The organism is Roseateles sp. So40a (assembly GCF_048081605.1).
Classification (GTDB): domain Bacteria; phylum Pseudomonadota; class Gammaproteobacteria; order Burkholderiales; family Burkholderiaceae_C; genus Roseateles.
In genome coordinates this window covers 4558428-4574314 of the sequence record NZ_CP182288.1, presented here as the reverse complement: position 1 = coordinate 4574314, position 15887 = coordinate 4558428, and the positions used below count along the sequence as shown (strand labels likewise).

Below are 15887 nucleotides of genomic sequence, written 5' to 3'. Positions count from 1 at the left end.
GAGGTCGCCCCAGCGTTTCAGCAGGAGGCGGGGGAGGGCGCCGGTCAGCCGGCGTGGAGCTTCAGCCAGGCGGCCGGAGAAAGAATCGGCAGACCGAGCTTGGCGGCCCGCTTGGCCACTTTCAGCACCGCGCGGTCGCGGGAGATCAGCCAGATCGGCTGTGTCGGCGCCAGCGCGAGGCCGAGATCGATGAACTTCTGATCGTCGGTGTCGCTGCAGCGCGGGCGCGCCATGCTGAGGACGGGCTCGGGGACGACGTGGCAGTGTTGGTCGAAGGCTGCGTGCACGCGCGCGACATCGGGGGCGTACCGGGCCGCGACGCCGCGTCCGATCACGTGCAGCAGCTCGGCCTTCATGGCTTCAGTCGCTGTCCAATGTAAGTGCCGGCTCTCAACGGCAGCAATGAGCGGCAACAGGCTCGCTTCGTTGAACACCAGCCAGTCCATCACGATCTGCGTGTCGAGGATGACCCGGCGAGCGGGCGCGACTGCGTTCGCCGGCTCCGGCGTCGAGGGAAGGGAAACAGCGTCGTGCATAGGGTCCGCGAGCATAGCGCCTTGTGCGAATTCGTCGAACTCGCCTACAATCGCCGGCTCTCCAGCATGTCTTGATGCGCCTGGGGTCCAGGTTTCGAACCGGATCCGGGGTTGATCCGAGCGTGGTGCCGCAAGGTGCTGCGCTTTTGTCGCTTGTGGAGCGCCCCGATTTCACGCGGTGCGCGCAAGGCCAGGACAAGCCGGGGATGTGACTTCAAACGGGAACAAGTTACTTATGCCAACCATCAATCAGCTCGTTCGCCACGGTCGTGAGACCGAGGTGACGAAATCCAAGTCGCCGGCCATGCAGTCGTGCCCGCAACGTCGTGGCGTCTGCACCCGCGTTTACACCACCACCCCGAAGAAGCCGAACTCGGCGCTTCGTAAGGTCGCCAAGGTGCGCCTGACCAACGGTTTCGAGGTCATCTCGTACATCGGCGGTGAAGGCCACAACCTGCAAGAGCACAGCGTCGTGCTGGTGCGCGGCGGCCGGGTCAAGGACTTGCCCGGTGTGCGTTACCACATCGTGCGCGGTTCGCTCGACCTGCAGGGCGTCAAGGATCGCAAGCAGTCGCGTTCCAAGTACGGCGCGAAGCGCCCGAAGAAGGCTTAATCAGCCAAGGTCTTGGTGGCCGAGAGGTCATCGAATTTTTGCGGCCCAGATGCTGGTGCACTGGCAGCCGAGTAAGTGGATCCCCCCAGATGTCGGTGGTGATCCGCGGCGGGGCGAGAGCCCTGACCAACTGAAGCATTGAAGGAAAAATCCCATGCCACGTCGTCGCGAAGTACCCAAGCGCGAAATCCTGCCGGACCCGAAGTTCGGTAGCGTCGATCTGTCCAAGTTCATGAACGTCATCATGGAATCGGGCAAGAAGGCCGTTGCAGAGCGCATCATTTATGGCGCCCTGGAGCAAGTCGAGCAGAAGTCCGGCAAGGATCCGCTCGAGATCTTCATGATCGCGATCAACAACGTGAAGCCCATGGTCGAAGTGAAGTCCCGCCGTGTTGGCGGTGCGAACTACCAAGTTCCCGTGGAAGTTCGCCCCGTCCGCCGTCTGGCCCTCGCCATGCGCTGGCTGAAGGAATCCGCGCGCAAGCGCGGTGAGAAGTCGATGGCCCAACGTCTGGCCAACGAACTGCTGGAGGCCTCCGAAGGCCGCGGTGGCGCGATGAAGAAGCGCGACGAAGTCCACCGCATGGCAGACGCCAACAAGGCGTTCTCGCACTTCCGTTTCTAATCAAGACCTCTCTGGCCGCCTCGGGTTTTCACCGACCCGATGGCGGCTCCATGCATTTGGAGTGACACCATGTCCCGCAAGACCCCCATCGAGCGCTACCGCAACATCGGTATCTCGGCGCACATCGATGCCGGCAAGACCACCACGACGGAACGCATCCTGTACTACACCGGTGTGAACCACAAGATCGGTGAAGTGCACGACGGCGCCGCCACGATGGACTGGATGGAGCAGGAACAAGAGCGCGGCATCACGATCACGTCGGCCGCGACGACCTGCTTCTGGAAGGGCATGGACATGTCCTACCCCGAGCACCGTTTCAACATCATCGACACCCCCGGGCACGTCGACTTCACGATTGAAGTCGAGCGCTCGATGCGCGTGCTGGACGGCGCGTGCATGGTCTATTGCGCCGTCGGTGGCGTGCAGCCCCAGTCGGAAACCGTCTGGCGCCAGGCCAACAAGTACAAGGTGCCCCGTCTGGCGTTCGTCAACAAGATGGACCGCACCGGCGCGAACTTCTTCAAGGTCGTCGACCAGATGAAGACCCGCCTGAAGGCCAACCCCGTGCCCGTGGTGATCCCCATCGGCGCCGAGGAAAACTTCAAGGGCGTGGTGGACCTCTTCAAGATGAAGGCCATCATCTGGGACGAAGCGTCCCAGGGCATGAAGTTCACCTTCGAGGACATCCCGGCTGACTTGGTCGAAGTGGCCCAGGAATGGCGCGAGAAGATGGTCGAGGCGGCTGCCGAGGCCACCGAAGAACTGATGAACAAGTACCTCGAGACGGGCGACCTGACCGAGGAAGAGATCAAGGTGGCGATCCGCAAGCGCACGATCGCGACCGAGATCCAGCCGATGCTGTGCGGCACCGCCTTCAAGAACAAGGGCGTGCAGCGCATGCTGGACGCCGTCATCGACTTCCTGCCCTCGCCGCTGGACATCCCGCCGGTTGCCGGCACGGACGAAGACGACCAGCCGATCACGCGTGAGCGTACCGACGAGGAGAAGTTCTCGGCGCTGGCCTTCAAGCTGATGACCGACCCGTATGTGGGTCAGCTGACTTTCGTGCGTGTGTACTCGGGCGTGCTGCAGTCGGGCGCGACCGTCTACAACCCGGTCCGCGGCAAGAAGGAACGTATCGGCCGGATCCTGCAGATGCACGCCAACCAGCGTGAGGAAATCAAGGAAATTCTGGCGGGCGACATCGCGGCTTGCGTGGGTCTGAAGGACGTCACCACGGGCGAAACCCTGTGCGATCCGGACAGCATCATCACGCTGGAACGCATGGTGTTCCCGGAGCCGGTGATCTCGCAGGCCGTCGAGCCCAAGACCAAGGCCGACCAGGAAAAGATGGGTATCGCGCTGGGCCGTCTGGCTGCCGAAGACCCGTCCTTCCGTCTGCGTACCGACGAAGAGTCGGGCCAGACCATCATTTCCGGCATGGGCGAGCTGCACCTGGAAATCATCGTCGACCGCATGAAGCGCGAATTCGGCGTGGAAGCCAACGTCGGCAAGCCGCAGGTGGCCTACCGTGAAACCGTGCGCAAGTCGGTCACGGACGTCGAAGGCAAGTTCGTGCGTCAGTCGGGCGGCAAGGGCCAGTACGGTCACGTCGTGTTCTCGCTGGAACCGCAAGAAGCCGGCAAGGGCTTCGAGTTCGTCGACGCCATCAAGGGCGGCGTGGTGCCTCGCGAGTTCATCCCCGCGGTTGAGAAGGGTGTCATCGACAGCCTGCCCAACGGCGTGCTGGCCGGCTACCCGGTCGTGGACGTGAAGGTCACGCTGACCTTCGGTTCGTACCACGATGTGGACTCGAACGAAAACGCGTTCAAGATGGCCGCCTCGATGGGCTTCAAGGAAGCCTGCCGTCGCGCCAGCCCGGTCATCCTCGAGCCGATGATGGCCGTGGAAGTCGAAACGCCGGAAGACTATGCTGGTACGGTGATGGGCGACCTGTCCAGCCGTCGCGGCATGGTGCAGGGCATGGACGACATGGTCGGCGGTGGCAAGATCATCAAGGCAGAGGTTCCTCTGTCGGAGATGTTCGGCTACTCGACCTCGCTGCGTTCCGCCACGCAAGGCCGTGCGACGTACACGATGGAGTTCAAGCACTACAGCGAAGCTCCGAAGAACGTCGCCGACGCGATCATCACCGCTCGCGCGAAGTGATGAATGGAGCCGGTGCCCTGGGTGCCGGCTCTTCTTGTTCTCGATCATCGAATCGTCTTCGCAGCGCCTCCTCCCGGTTGCCGGTCGCCGGGGTTCCAGGACGCTGCGGAAACGCTAAACCAACAGACCGGACAGATGCTCTTTTTGGAGAATTGAAATGGCAAAAGGCAAGTTTGAACGTACCAAGCCGCACGTGAACGTGGGCACGATTGGTCACGTTGACCACGGCAAGACCACGCTGACGGCTGCGATCGCGACCGTGCTGTCGAAGAAGTTCGGCGGCGAAGCCAAGGCCTACGACCAGATCGATGCGGCGCCCGAAGAAAAGGCGCGCGGCATCACGATCAACACCGCGCACGTCGAGTACGAGACGGCCAACCGCCACTACGCGCACGTTGACTGCCCGGGCCACGCTGACTATGTGAAGAACATGATCACGGGCGCGGCTCAGATGGACGGCGCGATCCTGGTGTGCTCGGCCGCTGACGGCCCGATGCCCCAGACCCGCGAGCACATCCTGCTGGCGCGTCAGGTCGGTGTGAAGTACATCATCGTCTTCCTGAACAAGTGCGACATGGTGGACGACGCCGAGCTGCTGGAGCTGGTGGAAATGGAAGTCCGCGAGCTGCTGAGCAAGTACGACTTCCCCGGCGACGACACCCCGATCATCAAGGGTTCGGCCAAGCTGGCGCTGGAAGGCGACACGGGCGATCTGGGCGAGCAGGCCATCATGCGCCTGGCTGACGCGCTGGACACGTACATCCCCCAGCCGGACCGTGCCGTTGACGGCGCGTTCCTGCTGCCGGTGGAAGACGTGTTCTCGATCTCGGGCCGCGGCACCGTGGTGACCGGTCGTGTCGAGCGCGGCATCATCAAGGTCGGCGAGGAAATCGAGATCGTCGGTATCCGCGAAGTCCAGAAGACCACCGTCACGGGCGTGGAAATGTTCCGCAAGCTGCTGGACCAAGGTCAAGCCGGCGACAACGTGGGCATCCTGCTGCGCGGCACCAAGCGTGAAGACGTCGAGCGCGGCCAAGTGCTGGCCAAGCCCGGCACGATCAAGCCGCATACCCACTTCACTGCTGAGATCTATGTTCTGAGCAAGGAAGAAGGCGGCCGTCACACCCCGTTCTTCAACAACTACCGTCCCCAGTTCTACTTCCGCACGACGGACGTGACCGGTGCCGTGGAGCTGCCGAAGGACAAGGAAATGGTCATGCCTGGCGACAACGTCAGCATCACCGTGAAGCTGATCGCTCCGATCGCCATGGAGCAGGGTCTGCGCTTCGCCATCCGTGAAGGCGGTCGTACCGTCGGCTCGGGCGTCGTGGCCACCATCATCGAGTAAATCTTTTGCTGGTACCCGCTGGGTACCGATGAGAGGCGCCGCCCGCTTCGGTGGGTGGCCCGCTCGGTGCTCGGCGGCGCCATCGCTGCCTCCGCGATGCCTCTGGCATTGCGTCGCTCTTTGAAGGAAAAGTCATGTCTACCAAGCAAAAGATCCGCATCCGGCTGAAGGCCTTCGATTACAAGCTGATCGACCAGTCCGCCCTGGAAATCGTGGAAACCGCCAAGCGCACCGGCGCGATCGTCAAGGGCCCGGTGCCCCTGCCGACCCGCAAGGAGCGTTTCGACATCCTGCGTTCGCCGCACGTCAACAAGACCTCGCGCGACCAGTTTGAAATCCGCACCCACCAGCGTCTGATGGACATCGTCGATCCGACCGACAAGACGGTCGACGCGCTGATGAAGCTGGACCTGCCGGCCGGCGTGGACGTCGAGATCAAGCTGCAGTAATGCGGCCAGGCTGCCGGAGCGATCCGGCCGCTTCCCGGAAGGCGACCCTCGGGTCGCCTTTTTCATGCGCGCGCCCAGCGCCCCGCTTGCGGGCTGAGTAGGGTTGACGCTATACTCGCCAGCTTTTCCGCGCCGGGGTTCCCTGGTGCGGCTTCGTCGCATCGCCGTCGAAGAGGGTTCGGGGCCTTTACCCCTGTCCTCGACGAAGGAGCGATGCTTTGTCGGCCCGGCCAATCGATGTCGGGTGTGTGAAATGACTTCAGGCGCGAACGGTGTCTCCGTTCTTGCGTTCGGGGTCAGGAGAAAACCATGAGTCTTAGCAATCGTCTCGGATTGCTGGGCCGCAAGGTTGGCATGATGCGTGTGTTCACGGTCGACGGTGATACCGTCCCCGTGACCGTGCTGGACGTGTCCAACAACCGCGTGACCCAGATCAAGACCGAAGAGTCTGACGGCTACAGCGCCATTCAAGTGACCTACGGTGCCCGCAAGGCGTCCCGCGTCACGAAGCCGGAAGCGGGTCACCTCGCGAAGGCTGGCGTCGAAGCCGGTGAAATCATCAAGGAATTCCGCGTGGATGCCGCGGTCGCCGCCGAATACAAGGCTGGCGCTCAAGTCCCCGTGACGCTGTTCGCCGCCGGCCAGATGGTCGACGTGCAGGGCACCTCGATCGGTAAGGGCTTCGCAGGCACCATCAAGCGCCACAACTTCGGTTCGCAGCGCGCTTCGCACGGTAACAGCCGCTCGCACAACGTTCCTGGCTCCATCTCGATGGCGCAGGATCCGGGCCGCGTGTTCCCGGGCAAGAAAATGTCGGGCCACCTCGGCGACGTCACCGTGACCGTCCAGAACCTGGACGTCGTCCGCATCGACGAAGCCCGCCAGCTGGTGCTGGTCCGTGGTGCCGTTCCTGGCGCGAAGGAAGGATTCGTCGTGATCCGTCCGGCCGTCAAGGTCAAGGTCAAGAAGGGAGCCAACTGATGCAACTCGAGCTCCTGAATGAGCAGGGTCAGGCGACGTCGAAGGTCGACGCTCCCGACACCCTTTTCGCTCGTGATTACAACGAAGCCCTGGTGCACCAGGTGGTCGTGGCCTATCAGGCCAACGCTCGCCAAGGCACTCGCGCCCAGCTGACCCGCGCTGAAGTCCGTCACTCGACGAAGAAGCCGTTCCGTCAGAAGGGCACCGGCAACGCCCGTGCTGGTATGACGTCCTCGCCGCTGTGGCGTGGGGGCGGTCGCATCTTCCCGAACAAGCCTGACGAGAACTTCTCGCACAAGCTGAACAAGAAGATGTACCGCGCCGGCATGGCCGCGATCCTGTCGCAGCTGGCCCGTGAAGGCCGCCTGGCCGTGGTGGATTCGATCTCGATCGAAGCCCCGAAGACCAAGCTGCTGGCCGCCAAGCTCAAGGGCATGGGTCTGGACCACGTGATGGTCATCTCCGACCAGGTTGATGACAACCTGCTGCTGGCCTCGCGCAACCTGCCGAACGTGCTGGTCGTCGAGCCGCGCTACGTCGATCCGCTGTCGCTGGTCTTCTACAAGAAGATCCTGGTGACGAAGGCCGCGATCGAGCAACTCCAGGAGATGCTGGCATGAGCGCCCCCAAGTTTGCTGATGGCCGTCTGGCCAAGGTGCTGCTCGCTCCGATCGTGTCCGAGAAGGCCACGATGGCTGGCGAAAAGCACAACCAAGTCCTGTTCAAGGTCCTGCGCGACGCGACGAAGCCTGAAGTCAAGGCCGCCGTTGAACTGATGTTCAAGGTCGAAGTCGAGGCGGTGAACATCGTCAACGTCAAGGGCAAGACCAAGCGCTTCGGTGGCCGTCTGGGCCGTCGCGACCACGTCAAGAAGGCGTACGTGTCGCTGAAGGCTGGCCAGGAGCTCAACTTCTCCGGGGAGGCTGCGTAATGGCCGTCGTTAAAGTCAAGCCGACTTCGCCTGGCCGTCGTGGCGTGGTGAAGGTGGTGCACAAGCACCTGCACAAGGGCGCTCCCGAGGCTTCGCTGCTCGAGCCCCAGAAGCAAAAGTCGGGCCGTAACAACAACGGTCACATCACGATGCGCCACAAGGGCGGTGGTCACAAGCACCACTACCGCGTGGTCGACTTCCGTCGCAACAAGGACGGCATCCCCGCGAAGGTCGAGCGTATCGAGTACGACCCGAACCGCACGGCTCACATCGCTCTGGTGTGCTATGCCGACGGCGAGCGTCGCTACATCATCGCCCCGCGCAACCTGGAAGTGGGTTCGACGATCCTGAGCGGCGCTGAAGCTCCGATCAAGGTCGGCAACACGCTGCCCATCCGCAACATTCCCGTGGGTTCGACGATCCACTGCGTGGAACTGCTGCCGAGCAAGGGTGCCCAGATCGCGCGTTCCGCCGGCACGTCCGTCGTGCTGATGGCCCGTGACGGCATGTACGCCCAGATCCGTCTGCGCTCCGGCGAAGTCCGCCGCGTGCACATCGACTGCCGCGCCACCATCGGTGAAGTGAGCAACGAAGAGCACAGCCTGCGTCAGTACGGCAAGGCCGGCGCCATCCGCTGGAAGGGCATCCGCCCGACCGTGCGTGGTACCGCCATGAACCCGGTCGACCACCCGCACGGTGGTGGTGAGGGTCGTACGGGTGAAGGTCAGGCCCCTGTGTCGCCGTGGAACACCCTGACGAAGGGCTACCGCACTCGCAACAACAAGCGCACGCAGACCTTCATCGTCTCGCGTCGCAAGAAGTAAGGGGTTGACCACATGACTCGTTCCCTCAAGAAGGGTCCCTTCGTGGATCACCACCTGATGGCCAAGGTCGACAAGGCCGTTGCCATCAAGGACAAGAAGCCCATCAAGACCTGGTCGCGCCGCTCGACGATCCTGCCCGAGTTCATCGGTCTGACGATCGCCGTGCACAACGGCAAGCAGCACGTGCCGGTCTATGTGTCTGACCAGATGGTCGGCCACAAGCTGGGTGAATTCGCTCTGACCCGCACCTTCAAAGGCCACCCGGCCGACAAGAAGGCCGGCAAGAAGTAAGGATGACGACGATGGAAACCAAAGCAATCGTTCGTGGCGTCCGCCTGTCGTTCGATAAAGGCCGCCTGGTGGCGGACCTGATCCGCGGCAAGAAGGTGGATCAAGCGCTGAACATCCTGGAATTCACCCAGAAGAAGGCCGCGCTGATCATCAAGAAGGCGCTGGAATCGGCAATCGCCAATGCTGAGCACAACGACGGTGCCGACATTGACGAGCTGAAGGTCACTTCGATCTACGTGGAGCAGGGCACCACGCTGAAGCGGTTCTCCGCGCGCGCCAAGGGCCGCGGCAATCGCATCAGCAAGCCGACCTGCCATATCTACGTGACCGTCGGCAACTGAGCCTGAAGGAAGACTATGGGACAGAAAATTCATCCGACTGGCTTCCGCCTGCCCGTCACCCGTAACTGGGCGTCGCGCTGGTACGCGAACAACCAGAACTTCGCCAGCATGCTGGCCGAAGATCTGCAAGTGCGCGACTTCCTGAAGGCCAAGCTGAAGAACGCCGCCGTGTCGCGCATCCTGATCGAGCGTCCGGCCAAGAACGCTCGCATCACGATCTTCTCGGCTCGTCCGGGCGTCGTGATCGGCAAGAAGGGCGAGGACATCGAGAACCTGAAGGCTGAGCTGACCAAGCGTCTGGGCGTGCCCGTCGCCGTCAACATCGAAGAAGTGCGCAAGCCCGAAATCGATGCTCAGCTGATCGCCGACTCGATCACCCAGCAGCTCGAGAAGCGCATCATGTTCCGTCGTGCGATGAAGCGCGCGATGCAGAACGCGATGCGTCTGGGCGCGCAGGGCATCAAGATCATGTCCGCCGGCCGTCTGAACGGCATCGAAATCGCTCGTACCGAGTGGTATCGCGAAGGCCGTGTGCCGCTGCACACCCTGAAGGCTGACATCGATTACGGCTTCTCCGAAGCCAAGACCACCTACGGCGTGATCGGCGTCAAGGTGTGGGTGTACCGCGGTGACCGCCTGGCCAATGGCGAGGCCCCCGTGATCAACACCCCCCCGGGTGCCGAAGATGATCGCCGTCCCCGTCGCAACGCCCGTCCGGGCGCGCCGGGTGGCCGTGGTCGTGGCGACAAGCCTGCCGAAGGCGGCGACAAGCCTGCTGCGAAGCGTGTGGTGCGCAAGCCCGCCGCTGACGGCGGCCAGGCGTAAGGAGAACTCAACATGCTGCAACCCGCTCGTCGCAAATATCGCAAGGAGCAAAAGGGCCGCAACACTGGTGTTGCGACCCGCGGCGCGACCGTCGCTTTCGGTGACTTCGGCCTGAAGTCCACGGAGCGCGGCCGTATCACGGCCCGTCAGATCGAAGCGGCTCGCCGCGCCATCTCGCGTCACATCAAGCGCGGTGGCCGGATCTTCATCCGCATCTTCCCGGACAAGCCGATCTCGCAGAAGCCCGCCGAAGTCCGGATGGGTAACGGCAAGGGCAACCCGGAGTACTACGTGGCTGAGATCCAGCCCGGCAAGGTGCTCTACGAGGTCAATGGCGTGCCCGAGGCTCTGGCGCGCGAAGCGTTCACGCTGGCCGCTGCCAAGCTGCCCCTGCGTTGCACCTTCGTGACTCGCCAGCTCGGCGCCTGATTGGAGAACACCCCATGAAAGCATCTGAACTGCGCGCAAAAGACGTGGCTGCCCTGAAGAAGGAAGTCACCGACCTGCTGAAGGCCCACTTTGGTCTGCGCATGCAAAAGGCGACGCAACAACTGACCAACACCTCGGTGCTGGGCAATACGCGTCGCGACATCGCCCGCGCCAAGACCATCCTGGCCGAGAAGAAGGGAGCCGCGAAATGACGCAAGCTCAAGAGAAGAACACCCGCACCCTGGTCGGTCGCGTCGTCAGCGACAAGCGCGCCAAGACCGTCACCGTGCTGGTCGAGCGTCGTGCCAAGCACGAGCTGTACGGCAAGATCGTGGCCCGTTCCCGCAAGTACCACGCCCATGACGAAAAGGGCGAGTACAAGATGGGTGACGTCGTCGAGATCGCCGAAGGCCGTCCGCTGTCCAAGACCAAGAGCTGGGTCGTGACCCGCCTGGTCGAGAAGGCTCAGCTGGTCTGATCGCCCGCGCCGCCCTCGAGGCGATGCACGCCTGGAGCGGGCAACCGCCCTGAGGCCTGAATGGCTGGTACGCCGGTAATCCCGGTGTCCAGCCATTTTTCATTTTTCGCGGCACACTCTGCCGTTTCCTCTCATCGACAACAGCAATCAGGAGCACGTCATGCTGAAAGTAGGCGATCGTCTGCCGGCCGGCAATCTGCAGGAATTCATCGAAGTCGAGGGCGACGGCTGCTCGCTCGGCCCGAACACGTTTGACATCGAGAAGCTGACCGCCGGCAAGACCGTCGCGATCTTCGCGCTGCCGGGAGCCTTCACGCCGACCTGCTCCGCGCAGCATGTGCCCGGCTACGTCGCCGAAGCCGACGCGCTGAAGGCGGCGGGCGTCGACGAGATCTGGTGCGTGTCGGTGAATGACGCCTTCGTGATGGGCGCATGGGGCCGGGACCAGAAGACGGCCGGCAAGGTCCGCATGATGGCCGACGGCAGCGCCGCGTTCACGCAGGCCACCGGTCTGACGCTGGACCTGGTCGCCCGCGGCATGGGCCTGCGCTCGCAGCGCTACTCGATGCTGGTCAAGGATGGCGTCGTCAAGACGCTGAACGTCGAGGCGCCCGGCAAGTTCGAGGTCAGCGATGCCTCGACGCTGCTGAAACAAGCGCAATCGAACTGAAGTCATTCCCTTCAGTTGACAGGCGGATTGTGCTTGACGCATAATCCGCAGCTTCGCCGAATGGTGGTTCCGTCGCTCGACGGTGTTTCGTGACCCGCTCTCGAAACGCGCCACCATCGGTTCTAGGTTTCTTGCCCATTTAGGCCAGACGCGGGTCGCCGCAAGGTGACAGGTGATTGGCTTACGGGCCCAAGACTGACCGCTCTCTGGATGGCTGCGATGGTCGCAGTTGCCTGAGCGGGAAAAGTTGGGGACAGACATGATCCAAATGCAATCGCGACTCGACGTCGCGGACAACACTGGCGCCAAGTCCGTCATGTGCATCAAGGTGCTTGGTGGTTCCAAGCGTCGCTATGCACACATTGGCGACATCATCAAGGTCAGCATCAAGGAAGCTGCTCCGCGCGGCCGCGTCAAAAAGGGCGAGGTCTACAACGCGGTGGTCGTGCGCACTGCCAAGGGTGTGCGCCGCCAAGACGGCTCCCTGGTCAAGTTCGACGGCAATGCCGCCGTGCTGCTGAACGCCAAGCTGGAGCCCATCGGCACCCGCATCTTCGGCCCGGTCACGCGTGAACTGCGTACCGAGCGCTTCATGAAGATCGTGTCGCTGGCGCCTGAGGTGCTCTAAGCCCCGCTCAGACAAAGGTATTGCCATGAACAAGATTCGCAAAGGCGACGAGGTCATCGTTCTGACCGGCCGCGACAAGGGTAAGCGCGGCACCGTGACGCTGCGCGTGGACGCTGATCACGTCGTCATCGACGGCATCAACGTCGTCAAGAAGCACGTCAAGCCGAACCCGCTGAAGGGTACGACCGGCGGCATCGTCGACAAGTCCATGCCCATCCATCAATCCAACGTGGCGATCTTCAACGCCGCTTCCGGCAAGGCCGATCGCGTGGGCATCAAGCTCGGCGCCGATGGCAAGCGGGTGCGCGTGTTCAAGTCGACCGGCGAAGAGATCAAGGCCTAAGGGGTAAGACATGGCTCGTTTGCAAGAGTTCTATCGCGAGAAGGTCGTCCCCGGTCTGACCGAGAAGTTCGGCTACAAGTCCGTGATGGAAGTGCCGCGCATCACCAAGATCACGCTGAACATGGGCGTGAGCGAGGCGGTCGCTGACAAGAAGGTCATGGACCACGCCGTGGGCGACCTGACCAAGATCGCCGGCCAGAAGCCCGTGGTCACGAAGTCGAAGAAGGCGATCGCCGGCTTCAAGATCCGTGACGGTGTGCCTATCGGCTGCATGGTGACCCTGCGTGGCGCCACGATGTACGAATTCCTGGACCGTTTCGTGACCGTGGCCCTGCCGCGCGTGCGTGACTTCCGCGGTATCTCCGGTCGCTCGTTCGACGGTCGCGGTAACTACAACATCGGCGTCAAGGAACAGATCATCTTCCCCGAAATCGAATACGACAAGGTGGATGCTCTGCGTGGTCTGAACATCAGCATCACGACGACGGCCAAGACGGACGACGAAGCCAAGGCACTGCTGGCTGCGTTCAAGTTCCCGTTCAAGAACTGAGGTGACCCGTGGCAAAACTCTCGATCAAGCAACGTGAGCTGAAGCGCGCCCAACTGGTCGCCAAGTACGCCAAGAAGTACGCGGAACTGAAGGCCATCATCGACGACAGCAAGAAGTCGGACGAAGAGCGCTATCTGGCCCGCCTGGAGCTGCAGAAGCTGCCCCGCAACGCCAACCCGACCCGCCAGCGCAACCGCTGCGAGCTGACCGGCCGCCCGCGTGGCACGTTCCGCAAGTTCGGCCTGGCCCGTAACAAGATCCGTGAGCTGGCCTTCAAGGGCGACATCCCTGGTGTCGTCAAGGCCAGCTGGTAATCGGCAGGTTTAGGAGATTTCGTATGAGCATGAGTGATCCTATCGCCGATATGCTGACCCGCATTCGCAACGCCCAAAGCGTTGAGAAGGCTACCGTGGTGATGCCGTCGTCGAAGCTGAAGGTCGCGATCGCCAAGGTCCTGAAGGATGAAGGCTATATCGACGATTTCGCGGTGCGTGGCGATGCAGCCCGTCCCGAGCTCGAGATCGCGCTGAAGTATTACGCCGGCCGTCCGGTGATCGAGCGCATCGAGCGCGTGAGCCGTCCCGGCCTGCGCATCTACAAGGGCCGCCACGACATTCCTCAGGTCATGAATGGCCTGGGCGTGGCGATCGTCACGACCCCCAAGGGCGTGATGACCGATCGCAAGGCACGTCAAGCCGGTGTCGGCGGCGAAGTGCTTTGCTACGTCGCGTAAGCCAAGGAGAGACAGACAATGTCCCGCGTTGGAAAAATGCCGGTCGTCCTCCCGCAAGGCGTGGAAGTGACGATCACCGCTGAGAAGATCAGCGTCAAGGGCGCCCAAGGCACCCTGTTCGTGGCCGCGAATGCGCTGGTCACGGTCAAGCTCGAAGGCGGCAAGCTGACCTTCGTTCCGGTCAACGAGTCGGCAGAAGCCGATGCGATGAGCGGCACGATGCGCGCCCTGCTGGCCAACATGGTCAACGGCGTCAGCAAGGGCTTCGAGAAGAAGCTGAACCTGGTTGGCGTGGGCTTCCGTGCCCAAGCCCAAGGCCAGAAGCTGAACCTGCAGATCGGTTTCTCGCATCCGGTCGTCAAGGACATGCCCGCCGGCATCAAGGTGGAATGCCCGACCCAGACGGAAATCCTGATCAAGGGTGCGGATCGCCAAGTCGTCGGTCAGATCGCCGCTGAAGTGCGCGCGATCCGCCCGCCGGAGCCCTACAAGGGCAAGGGCATCCGTTACGCCGACGAGAAGGTCTCCCTCAAAGAGACCAAGAAGAAGTAAGGAGCCGCGCCATGCTGAACAAGAAGGAACAACGCCTGCGTCGTTCGCGTCAAACGCGTGCTCGCATCGCTCTCCAGCGCGTGGCCCGTCTGACGGTCTTCCGCTCGAACCTGCACATCTACGCCTCGGTCATTTCCGAAGACGGTCAGCGCGTGCTGGCCGCCGCCTCGACCGCCGAGAAGGAAGTGCGTACCCAGCTGTCGGGCAAGGGTGGCAACGTTGCCGCCGCGACCCTGATCGGCAAGCGCATCGCCGAGAAGGCGAAGGCTGCTGGCGTCGAGAAGGTCGCTTTCGACCGCTCGGGCTTCGCTTACCACGGCCGTGTCAAGGCCCTGGCTGAAGCCGCTCGCGAAGCCGGCCTGCAGTTCTGACGCTCAAAGGATTAGGAAATGGCAAAGTTTCAACCCCGCGCTCAGACCGAAGGCAATGACGACGGCCTGAAGGAAAAGATGATCGCGGTCAACCGCGTCACGAAGGTTGTGAAGGGTGGCCGTACGCTGTCCTTCGCCGCTCTGACCGTGGTCGGTGACGGCGATGGCCGCATCGGCATGGGCAAGGGCAAGGCCAAGGAAGTGCCCGTCGCCGTGCAAAAGGCGATGGAATCGGCCCGCCGCAACATGATCAAGGTCGCCCTGCGCAATGGCACCATCCAGCACAACGTGGTGGGTGAGCACGGCGCGGCGCACGTGATCATGGCTCCGGCCCCGGCCGGTACCGGCGTGATCGCCGGCGGCCCGATGCGTGCTGTCTTCGAAGTGATGGGTGTGACCGACATCGTGACCAAGAGCCACGGTTCGACCAACCCCTACAACATGGTCCGTGCCACGCTGGACGCGCTGAAGCGCTGCTCCACGCCCGCCGAAGTGGCGGCGAAGCGCGGCAAGACGGTTGAAGAAATCTTCAACTGAGCGCCAGGAGATCGAGATGTCTGACAAGAAAACGCTCACGGTCAAGCTGGTCCGCAGCCCGATCGGCTGCCGCGCCGATCATCGCGCGACGGTCGTCGGCCTGGGTCTTCGCAAGCTGAACAGCACGAAGACGCTGGAAGACACGCCCGCGGTGCGCGGCATGATCAACAAGATCGCCTACCTGGTGCAGGTGCTGTAAGCACAGCATCGACGAGGAATAGAAGATGCAACTCAATACCATCAAGCCCGCCGCTGGTGCCAAGCACGCCAAGCGTCGCGTGGGCCGTGGCATCGGCTCGGGTCTGGGTAAGACCGCCGGCCGTGGTCACAAGGGTCAGAAGTCGCGTGCCGGTGGCTTCCACAAGGTCGGCTTCGAAGGCGGCCAGATGCCGCTGCAGCGTCGCCTGCCCAAGCGTGGCTTCAAGTCCCTGGCTCGTCCGTTCAACGCGGAAGTGACGCTGTCGGAACTGAACCAGCTGACCGGCGAAGAGATCGACCTGCTGACGCTGAAGGCTGTCGGCCTGGTGTCCGAGCTGGCGAAGTCGGTGAAGGTCATCAAGTCCGGCGAGATCACCCGCAAGGTGTCGATCAAGGGTCTGGGCGTGACGGCCGGCGCGAAGGCGGCGATCGAAGCCGCCGGCGGCTCCGTCGCTTAATCAG

27 protein-coding genes are annotated in these 15887 nt (G+C 62.8%); 26 read left to right on the top strand and 1 reads right to left on the bottom strand.

Annotation, left to right across the window (positions count from 1 at the left end; genetic code table 11):
• Positions 1 to 44: 44 nt before the first annotated feature.
• Positions 45 to 536, bottom strand: coding sequence for a PIN domain-containing protein (locus ACNI65_RS20850; RefSeq protein WP_416759109.1), 492 nt, complete (start codon positions 534 to 536; stop codon positions 45 to 47).
• Between the two features lie 235 nt (positions 537 to 771).
• Here ACNI65_RS20850 and rpsL point away from each other — a divergent pair, with 235 nt between their 5' ends.
• The 26 genes from rpsL (at position 772) to rplO (ending at position 15883) form a co-directional block, all read left to right on the top strand.
• Complete coding sequence (gene rpsL, locus ACNI65_RS20845) at positions 772 to 1149, top strand: 30S ribosomal protein S12 (RefSeq protein ID WP_058933591.1); 378 nt, start codon at positions 772 to 774, stop codon at positions 1147 to 1149.
• A 154-nt stretch (positions 1150 to 1303) separates the two neighbouring features.
• Positions 1304 to 1774, top strand: a complete 471-nt coding sequence (gene rpsG / locus ACNI65_RS20840) for a 30S ribosomal protein S7 (protein WP_067070490.1) — start codon at positions 1304 to 1306, stop codon at positions 1772 to 1774.
• Between the two features lie 69 nt (positions 1775 to 1843).
• Complete coding sequence (fusA, locus tag ACNI65_RS20835) at positions 1844 to 3946, top strand: elongation factor G (protein ID WP_416759108.1); 2103 nt, start codon at positions 1844 to 1846, stop codon at positions 3944 to 3946.
• A gap of 157 nt (positions 3947 to 4103) precedes the next feature.
• Positions 4104 to 5294: an elongation factor Tu gene (tuf, locus tag ACNI65_RS20830; RefSeq protein WP_416759106.1), complete on the top strand. Its 1191-nt coding sequence runs from the start codon at positions 4104 to 4106 to the stop codon at positions 5292 to 5294.
• A 134-nt stretch (positions 5295 to 5428) separates the two neighbouring features.
• Positions 5429 to 5743, top strand: a complete 315-nt coding sequence (rpsJ, locus tag ACNI65_RS20825) for a 30S ribosomal protein S10 (RefSeq protein WP_067278868.1) — start codon at positions 5429 to 5431, stop codon at positions 5741 to 5743.
• Positions 5744 to 6052: 309 nt separating this feature from the next.
• On the top strand, positions 6053 to 6724 hold the full coding sequence (rplC, locus tag ACNI65_RS20820; protein ID WP_416759105.1) for a 50S ribosomal protein L3: 672 nt from the start codon (positions 6053 to 6055) through the stop codon (positions 6722 to 6724).
• Positions 6724 to 7344 carry a 50S ribosomal protein L4 gene (gene rplD / locus ACNI65_RS20815; protein WP_416759104.1) on the top strand — a complete coding sequence of 207 codons (621 nt, stop codon included), beginning with the start codon at positions 6724 to 6726 and terminating at the stop codon, positions 7342 to 7344. Before rplC ends, rplD begins: the two co-directional genes overlap by 1 nt.
• Entirely contained in the window at positions 7341 to 7655 is a 315-nt protein-coding gene (gene rplW / locus ACNI65_RS20810) for a 50S ribosomal protein L23 (RefSeq protein ID WP_091728076.1), read from the top strand. Before rplD ends, rplW begins: the two co-directional genes overlap by 4 nt.
• Positions 7655 to 8479, top strand: coding sequence for a 50S ribosomal protein L2 (rplB, locus tag ACNI65_RS20805; protein WP_416759102.1), 825 nt, complete (start codon positions 7655 to 7657; stop codon positions 8477 to 8479). Before rplW ends, rplB begins: the two co-directional genes overlap by 1 nt.
• A 12-nt stretch (positions 8480 to 8491) precedes the next feature.
• The gene (rpsS, locus tag ACNI65_RS20800) at positions 8492 to 8770 is read left to right on the top strand and encodes a 30S ribosomal protein S19 (protein ID WP_056194250.1); all 279 of its coding nucleotides are present in this window, start codon (positions 8492 to 8494) and stop codon (positions 8768 to 8770) included.
• An 11-nt stretch (positions 8771 to 8781) separates the two neighbouring features.
• The gene (gene rplV, locus ACNI65_RS20795) at positions 8782 to 9111 is read left to right on the top strand and encodes a 50S ribosomal protein L22 (RefSeq protein ID WP_058937144.1); all 330 of its coding nucleotides are present in this window, start codon (positions 8782 to 8784) and stop codon (positions 9109 to 9111) included.
• Between the two features lie 15 nt (positions 9112 to 9126).
• Positions 9127 to 9936 carry a 30S ribosomal protein S3 gene (gene rpsC, locus ACNI65_RS20790; RefSeq protein WP_416759100.1) on the top strand — a complete coding sequence of 270 codons (810 nt, stop codon included), beginning with the start codon at positions 9127 to 9129 and terminating at the stop codon, positions 9934 to 9936.
• Positions 9937 to 9948: 12 nt separating this feature from the next.
• Entirely contained in the window at positions 9949 to 10365 is a 417-nt protein-coding gene (rplP, locus tag ACNI65_RS20785; RefSeq protein ID WP_416759098.1) for a 50S ribosomal protein L16, read from the top strand.
• A gap of 14 nt (positions 10366 to 10379) precedes the next feature.
• Complete coding sequence (rpmC, locus tag ACNI65_RS20780) at positions 10380 to 10577, top strand: 50S ribosomal protein L29 (RefSeq protein ID WP_088404614.1); 198 nt, start codon at positions 10380 to 10382, stop codon at positions 10575 to 10577.
• Positions 10574 to 10843, top strand: a complete 270-nt coding sequence (rpsQ, locus tag ACNI65_RS20775) for a 30S ribosomal protein S17 (protein WP_058933603.1) — start codon at positions 10574 to 10576, stop codon at positions 10841 to 10843. The genes rpmC and rpsQ overlap by 4 nt, the downstream gene beginning before the upstream one ends.
• A 160-nt stretch (positions 10844 to 11003) precedes the next feature.
• Positions 11004 to 11513, top strand: coding sequence for a peroxiredoxin (locus tag ACNI65_RS20770; protein ID WP_416759097.1), 510 nt, complete (start codon positions 11004 to 11006; stop codon positions 11511 to 11513).
• A gap of 259 nt (positions 11514 to 11772) precedes the next feature.
• Positions 11773 to 12141, top strand: coding sequence for a 50S ribosomal protein L14 (rplN, locus tag ACNI65_RS20765; RefSeq protein ID WP_058933605.1), 369 nt, complete (start codon positions 11773 to 11775; stop codon positions 12139 to 12141).
• Between the two features lie 25 nt (positions 12142 to 12166).
• A complete protein-coding gene (rplX, locus tag ACNI65_RS20760) occupies positions 12167 to 12484 on the top strand; it encodes a 50S ribosomal protein L24 (protein WP_416759096.1) in 318 nt (105 codons plus the stop codon).
• A 10-nt stretch (positions 12485 to 12494) separates the two neighbouring features.
• Positions 12495 to 13034, top strand: coding sequence for a 50S ribosomal protein L5 (gene rplE, locus ACNI65_RS20755; protein ID WP_067278833.1), 540 nt, complete (start codon positions 12495 to 12497; stop codon positions 13032 to 13034).
• 8 nt (positions 13035 to 13042) lie between these two features.
• Positions 13043 to 13348 carry a 30S ribosomal protein S14 gene (gene rpsN, locus ACNI65_RS20750; protein ID WP_067065192.1) on the top strand — a complete coding sequence of 102 codons (306 nt, stop codon included), beginning with the start codon at positions 13043 to 13045 and terminating at the stop codon, positions 13346 to 13348.
• A 23-nt stretch (positions 13349 to 13371) separates the two neighbouring features.
• Entirely contained in the window at positions 13372 to 13767 is a 396-nt protein-coding gene (gene rpsH, locus ACNI65_RS20745; RefSeq protein WP_416759095.1) for a 30S ribosomal protein S8, read from the top strand.
• Positions 13768 to 13785: 18 nt separating this feature from the next.
• On the top strand, positions 13786 to 14319 hold the full coding sequence (gene rplF / locus ACNI65_RS20740) for a 50S ribosomal protein L6 (protein ID WP_416759094.1): 534 nt from the start codon (positions 13786 to 13788) through the stop codon (positions 14317 to 14319).
• An 11-nt stretch (positions 14320 to 14330) separates the two neighbouring features.
• Positions 14331 to 14690, top strand: coding sequence for a 50S ribosomal protein L18 (gene rplR, locus ACNI65_RS20735; protein ID WP_416759093.1), 360 nt, complete (start codon positions 14331 to 14333; stop codon positions 14688 to 14690).
• An 18-nt stretch (positions 14691 to 14708) separates the two neighbouring features.
• Positions 14709 to 15227, top strand: coding sequence for a 30S ribosomal protein S5 (gene rpsE, locus ACNI65_RS20730; RefSeq protein ID WP_416759092.1), 519 nt, complete (start codon positions 14709 to 14711; stop codon positions 15225 to 15227).
• A 16-nt stretch (positions 15228 to 15243) separates the two neighbouring features.
• Complete coding sequence (gene rpmD, locus ACNI65_RS20725) at positions 15244 to 15426, top strand: 50S ribosomal protein L30 (protein WP_067065198.1); 183 nt, start codon at positions 15244 to 15246, stop codon at positions 15424 to 15426.
• A gap of 25 nt (positions 15427 to 15451) precedes the next feature.
• Entirely contained in the window at positions 15452 to 15883 is a 432-nt protein-coding gene (gene rplO, locus ACNI65_RS20720) for a 50S ribosomal protein L15 (RefSeq protein ID WP_416759090.1), read from the top strand.
• Positions 15884 to 15887: the final 4 nt, after the last annotated feature.